We start from the raw sequence: 6606 nt of genomic DNA, 5'->3' as shown, positions 1-6606 counted from the left end.
GTGCCGTCACCAAAATCAAACGAATACGACGTCGCTTGCAACGTCACCACAATGGGTTGACCCAACAAACTAGTCGACAAGATTTGGGTAGGAGTGGTGGCGTGAACCAAAGTCGGCACAGACACCAACGCTCGGGTGGAGGGTTGGACAACAAGGCCTGCGGGTTTGGCTTGAACAGTGGCAGTCGCATACTCAATGATCTGAGCGCCCGAAGGCACATCCACACTCCCACCAGGCTCACTGTCTACAGGGTCAGGCTCCCACGTAATCCCCATACAATCCGGATCAGAATCCCACCCACCCGAAATCTTCAACACCTCACACTTAGCAACCCGCTCGCGCCACCACTCCTCCCAACCAACACCAGAAACAACCGAAGCTTCAGAAGTCGTTGGAGCAATGTCTGCCCCTCTGGATGGTTTGACTCGGTTGTATCCCTCAATGATGACTCGATCGTCATCTGTGCGCGATCCCCAACCGCCGTCAGCAAACGCTGTCGAAGAATGCACTCCGACTAGCAGGAAACAACAAAGCAAAAGAGACCCTATGCACCGCAGAACGTTAATGTTCATCACCGGCGACCTCCGATGCGCCACCGACAACCTGCCAGGAATCTCCACTCCAACTCATTAAAAATGCAACAAACGCGTGTTCCTCTGGAGCCTCCTCAAGACGACCGTCACTATATATGTCGTGCGTACTCGTCAAAATCTCAAGTGAAACGTTGTAGGCCTGTCCTAGATCCTGATGCTCATTCACCCGAGTGGTACCCACCCTCTTTAAAACTGTGTAGCGAACACCGTTTGCCCAGCCCCCACCCGAATAGACATCCTCAATTTCAGCGATCATTTCTTGGCATGGTGTGCACTCAGAAGTTGAAAAGTCTTTCATGGGTTGTGTGTTGCCGGTTTGCCAGGCGTATTGGGTCAGGGCTAAGAAGTGTTGGGCAGCATAGGTGGCGCCTGTTTCATTGAACTGCAAACCCGCAGCATTTAACACAGGCTCTTCAACCACAACATGGGGCTGAACCAAACTCCCGTCCTCACCAACCACATAACCGCCCGACATCACCACATCCACCAACCCACCAGACTGACCCGACTGGCCAGACGAGCCGGTGCTGGCACACCCACACACCACAACACACGCCACCACACAGGCCAACGCCCGCCCAAAAAACACACCACGATTAATCACGGCTCCTACCGTAAAAGCCCCACACCCACAAACGCCACCACTTACCCAAAAATGTGCACAACCCACCCACCAACACACACGAGCCCCCCTCGCGAGACTTATGGGCGTCCCTCGGCAAAGTTATGGGCGTCCCTCGCGGAAAAGAAAAGGAGCGGGCGCAGAGGGAGACAGCAAGGAGAAGCCTGACACACGTCACGAAGTCCCCAACTGTGGGCGCCGCTTTCTCGCCCTCGTCCCCTCCCCGATAGGATCGAGCCATGACGCTGCACCTGCACGACTCCAAAACCGCCCGACTCCAGCCCCTCGACCCAGTGACGCCCGGTCACGTCGGCATCTACCTATGCGGAGCCACGGTCCAAGGCTCCCCCCACGTCGGCCACCTGCGTGCAGCCATCGCCTTCGACGCCATGATTCGCTGGATGCGCCGCAGCGACCTCGATGTCACATACGTCCGAAACATCACCGATATCGACGACAAAATCCTCAACAAATCGGCAGAATCCGGAGCCCTCTGGTGGGCCTGGGCCTACCAATTCGAACGAGAATTCACCCAGGCATACGACACCCTCGGCGTCCTACCACCAACTTACGAACCGCGCGCCACCGGCCACATCACCGACCAGATCGACCTCGTCCGCCGCCTCGTAGACCGCGGTCACGCCTACGATGATGGCCATGGAAACGTCTACTTCGACGTCCACAGCCAGCCCGATTACGGCTCCATCACCCGCCAACGCCTCGCCGATATGCGCACCACCGAAGACGAAGCTCAGATTGATGCCGCCGTCGAAGCGGGCAAAAAAGACCCCCGAGACTTCGCCCTGTGGAAAGCCACCAAACCTGGCGAGCCTGCCACCGCCTCGTGGGAATCTCCGTGGGGACGAGGCCGCCCCGGCTGGCACCTGGAATGCTCAGCCATGAGCCGACGCTACCTGGGCGACGAATTCGATATCCACGGCGGCGGCATCGACCTGCGTTTCCCGCACCACGAGAACGAGCAGGCGCAGTCTCATGCTGCAGGCTGGGGGTTCGCACGTCTGTGGGTCCACAACGCCTGGGTCACCACCAAGGGCGAAAAAATGTCGAAGTCGCTGGGCAACGTCTTGTCTATCGGGGCCTTGACGCAAGACTTTCCCGCGGTTGCCGTGCGCTGGGCATTGTCGACCGTCCATCACCGCAGCGCCATCGAATGGGCTCCGGAAACCCTGCCCGCGGCCAACGCCGCGTGGACGAAATTCTCTAGTTTCGTTGAGCGTTCGATCGTAGTTGCAGGCGAGGCTTCGGCTGAGGAAATCGCCCTGCCCGCATCCGAGTTGCCCGAAGGTTTCGTTGCCGCAATGAACGACGACCTCAATGTTGCCGGAGCGTTGGCTGTCATCCACGAGCACCTCAAGGCAGGTAACACCGCCATTGACGCGGCAGATCAGGCGGCGGTTCGGCGCGAACAGGTGCTCGTGCGCTCAATGCTTGACGTGCTGGGTTTGGATCCGGCGGGCCAGCAGTGGCGCGGCCAAATGGGGCTCGGCGAGGGAACCGATTCAGCCGAACACGAGGCGTTGGATGCGCTGGTGCAAACCCTGCTCGCTGAGCGGGCTGCGGCTCGAGCAGACAAGGACTGGGCGCGCGCCGACGAGTTGCGTGATCGTTTGGCCGGGGCCGGAATCATTGTCGAGGACGGGCGCGACGGCGCCACTTGGCACGTTGGCTGACTTGCGTGACCCTGGCCGCACCGCAGGGCCGTGAGGCATAGATGTCAAGTGGGTGTTGCAACCAAGAGTGTCGAGGCGTATGCTGTTTTTCACAGTAATCGAAGCGCTTCGATACAAGGGGGTGGCATGGCAACTGTTTCAGATGTTGCTGCGCGTGCCGGCGTGTCCATCTCCACGGTGTCATACGTCTTGTCGGGAAAACGTCCTATTTCGGCGGCGACCGCAGCTCGTGTCGAAAAGGCGATCGACGAACTTGGCTATCGACCCAACGCTGGTGCGAGGATGCTCGCATCGGCAAGCACGAAGATTTTGGCGTTCTCGGCACCGATGCACTCCGAGACGTACCCGATGTCCTTCATGGCATTTGTGCTGTCTGTCGTGGGTGCAGCAAGGGATCGTGGATATGACGTTATCCTCCTGACAGAGTCGGGGGAAGACGCTGTCGAGGCGATCCGTAGGGTGGTTGATACTGATCTGGTTGATGGCATCATCATGATGGATGTCTGCCTCCATGACCAACGAGTTGAAGTTATTCGCTCCCTTGATGTTCCCGCTGTCATTATCGGCCTTCCCGAGGACTGCGAAGGAGTGGCTTGTGTTGACATGGATTTTGAGGCTGCGGCAAGGCTATGCGTCGAACGCCTTGCGCAGCTGGGGCATCGCTCAATTGGTCTGATCGGACATTCCGCAGCCTTGTATGAAAGGCGAATGGGGTTCGCCTGGCGATTTAGGCGTGAGTTTGCTGATTATGCTGACAGCCTGGGCATTAAAGCGATATTTGTTCCTACTGGCGGGGAAGATGCTCTTGCTCGTGCCTTCGCGGAATCTTCAGATCTGAGTGCGATCGTTCTTGATTGCAATGAATTTGAAGTAAATGCGGTGCTTGCAAGTGCTCGTGAGCTGGGTGTTGTTGAGACGATCGGGCAGTCCGGGGGGCTGTCGGTGCTCATGGCGTGCGCCTGCTTCGATACGAATAGATTTGTGGTTCCTCTTGATGAGGTTCCTTTGGATGCCACCCAGTCAGGGGTCAAAGCGGTTGAAATGATCCTTGCGTTGATGGAGGGGCAGGTTCCAAAGGTGGAACTCTACTCTCCAGAATATCGAGAGAGGGGGTCGGTTCAGTCCGCGTCTTCTGATGCGGTGTAATTCGAGGCTTTGATGGGTCAACTGTCAAGCCTGCTTGTTACGGTGCGGACGTCGTTGTTCGTACGCAGGATATGAGTTGACATCTTGAATCCGTTTTCTGTCCATGTGGAGAATCGTCGCGTAATCGAAGCGCTTCGATAATAGGTGTTTACTCATCTCCCCAACGCCCGGGATCCCGGGTACCACAACACATTGATTGGAGACAATCTCATGAAGAAATTCACGAGTGCTGTGGCCGTTACGGCTGCACTCGCCATGACCATGGGCATGGCTGCCTGCTCCGGCGGCTCTGATTCCGAGGCGAATTCTGCCGAAGGTAAGTCGCTCACCATCTGGGACTACGAGACCGATGACTCCGCAATGGGCAAAGCCTGGGCGAAAGCCATTGAGATCTTCAAAGAAGAACACCCCGGCGTTGAGGTCAAAACCGAAGAGCAGACCTTCGAACAGATCCAGAAGAATGCCAAAATCGTCCTGACTGGCGATTCAGTGCCCGACATCATGGAATACAACAAGGGCAACGCAACTGCTGGCCAACTCGCCTCCCAAGGGCTCATCACCGACCTCACCGACACGGCGAAAGAACGCGGCTGGGACAAATCCCTTCCCGCTTCGATTTCAGCAACCGCCCAATACACCGAAGATGGCCTGATGGGTTCAGGCTCGTGGTACGGCGTTCCCAACTACGGTGAATTTGTGTTCGTTTACTACAACCGACAGATGTTCGCCGATGCGGGACTGGAAATTCCCAAGACCCTCGACGAATTCATTGCCGTCATGGATGCCTTCAAAGCAAAGGGCATCACCCCGCTTGCTGAAGCGGGAGCCGAGTACCCGATGGGACAGCTTTGGTATAACCTGGTCCTGACCGGGGCTGATGACGAGTTCGTCCGTAACTACCAATTCTTCGACGCCGATGTTGACTGGACCGCCGATCCCATCGCTTCGGGTGCCAAGCTCTTCAAGAATTGGGTTGATGCAGGCTATATCTCCGCAGATTCCTCAGGCCTGGCAGCCGAAGATATGGGTACGAGCTTCATCGCAGGCAAATACCCGATGATGGTCTCGGGCTCTTGGTGGTTCGGGCGACTCAAGACTGAAATGGGTGACGGCTTCGGCCAGTTCCTCTTCCCCTCCAACTACGCACTCGGTTCCTCGGGCAACCTGTGGGTTGTTCCGGAAAATGCGAAGAATAAAGAGCTGGCTTACGACTTCATCGATATCACTCTGCGTCCCGAGGTTCAAAACATCCTTGGTGAGGAAGGCGGCCTGCCTGTAGTTGGCGGCACCGACTCGATCAGCGACCCCGAAACAAAGACTCTTACCGAGAACTTCCAGAGCCTTGCTGAGAAGGACGCCCTCGCGTACTACCCCGATTGGCCGGTTCCGGGCTTCTATGACCAGATTGTTTCCAATCTCCAGTCCATCATGAGCGGTTCGAAGTCCCCCGAAGACGCCATGACGACCCTCGGAAAGCTCTATTCGGAAGGCAAATCCGAACTGACGGGTGAGTAAACCCCAGGGCGGCGGCCCCTTGGGCCGCCGCCCACCACAACTCGACACGATCAGGAAAGGTGAGACATGGTCTATGCAACGACGCTAACGGAACGCAAAGCTGATCCACGGAGCAAGAGTGGAGAACGCCATAAAAAGAAGCGCAGTTCTATCGGCTATCTGCCATACCTCATCCCGGGAATGATTGGCTTCATCGTCGTCATTCTCATCCCCTTCGTCCTCAATCTCTACTACTCGTTGACGAAGTGGAAAGGAGGCATGTCGAAGATGAAGTTCGTCGGTCTGGAAAATTACCAGAACCTTCTTCACGACTCGGCATTCTGGCTTTCCTTCAAAAACTCTCTTTTCATGATCGTTGCTATGGTGATCGTTCCGACGCTCATCGGACTTCTCCTGGCCTCGGTACTTTTCGATTACATCGGTAAGCATTTCACCTCCGGAGTGGCCAGTTTCCTGCGCGCCACCTACTATCTGCCGCAGATCCTTCCAATCTCTGTTGCTGGAATCGTCTGGAACTGGATCCTTAACGCTGAAACAGGCGCGCTCAACTCACTCCTACGGTCGGCGGGCTTGACCGCCCCGCCGAACTGGCTTGGATCGACTTCTACGGCACTGCCCTCGGTCATGTTGGTCCTGATCTGGATCCAGATCGGCTATCCCACGGTTATCTTCATGTCGGCGCTTGAACGTGTTGACCCGGAACTGTACGAGGCTGCTGAACTCGATGGTGCTGGATGGTGGCAGCGCTTCAAAGCGATCACCATTCCGCAGATCAAACCCGAAACATTTGTCATCGTGTTGACCTGTACGGTTGCCGCACTCAAAGTATTTGCCCCTGTCTATGTCTTAACAAGGGGAGGACCGGAATCCTCGACCCTGGTTCCGTCGTACTACTCGTATCTCAACTTCTTCGATAAATCGAAAGTGGGCTACGGAGCGGCGATTGCTACGGTCCTTACACTGGTCATCGTCCTCATTGCCACCGTTATTCAGGTCCTTCAAAACCGTTCGGCTAAACGTGAGGAAAGGGGGTACTGAC

The 6606-nt window shown here is 56.5% G+C and carries 5 protein-coding genes and 1 pseudogene; 4 read left to right on the top strand and 2 right to left on the bottom strand.

Features of this window, described 5'->3' with window-relative positions; translation table 11 throughout:
* Both G439_RS12230 and G439_RS12225 read right to left on the bottom strand, forming a co-directional pair.
* Positions 1-509: pseudogene (locus G439_RS12230) on the bottom strand (hypothetical protein); the annotation flags it as partial.
* Positions 510-561: 52 nt separating this feature from the next.
* Positions 562-1080 (bottom strand): DUF6318 family protein, encoded by a 519-nt coding sequence (locus G439_RS12225; protein ID WP_131333594.1) that lies wholly within the window; start codon positions 1078-1080, stop codon positions 562-564.
* A gap of 374 nt (positions 1081-1454) precedes the next feature.
* Between G439_RS12225 and cysS the strand changes: the two genes are divergently transcribed.
* The 4 genes from cysS to G439_RS0107885 all read left to right on the top strand — a co-directional run bounded on the left by cysS (position 1455) and on the right by G439_RS0107885 (position 6605).
* On the top strand, positions 1455-2906 hold the full coding sequence (cysS, locus tag G439_RS0107900; protein WP_022868642.1) for a cysteine--tRNA ligase: 1452 nt from the start codon (positions 1455-1457) through the stop codon (positions 2904-2906).
* Between the two features lie 126 nt (positions 2907-3032).
* Positions 3033-4052 (top strand): LacI family DNA-binding transcriptional regulator, encoded by a 1020-nt coding sequence (locus G439_RS0107895; RefSeq protein ID WP_022868641.1) that lies wholly within the window; start codon positions 3033-3035, stop codon positions 4050-4052.
* A 210-nt stretch (positions 4053-4262) separates the two neighbouring features.
* The gene (locus G439_RS0107890; protein ID WP_022868640.1) at positions 4263-5567 is read left to right on the top strand and encodes an ABC transporter substrate-binding protein; all 1305 of its coding nucleotides are present in this window, start codon (positions 4263-4265) and stop codon (positions 5565-5567) included.
* 66 nt (positions 5568-5633) lie between these two features.
* Positions 5634-6605: a carbohydrate ABC transporter permease gene (locus tag G439_RS0107885; RefSeq protein ID WP_022868639.1), complete on the top strand. Its 972-nt coding sequence runs from the start codon at positions 5634-5636 to the stop codon at positions 6603-6605.
* The last annotated feature ends 1 nt before the right edge of the window (position 6606 follow it).

The organism is Schaalia vaccimaxillae DSM 15804 (genome assembly GCF_000420425.1).
Lineage (GTDB): Bacteria > Actinomycetota > Actinomycetes > Actinomycetales > Actinomycetaceae > Pauljensenia > Pauljensenia vaccimaxillae.
The sequence above is the reverse complement of the archived record's forward strand: the minus strand, read 5'-3'. Positions and strand labels throughout refer to the sequence as shown.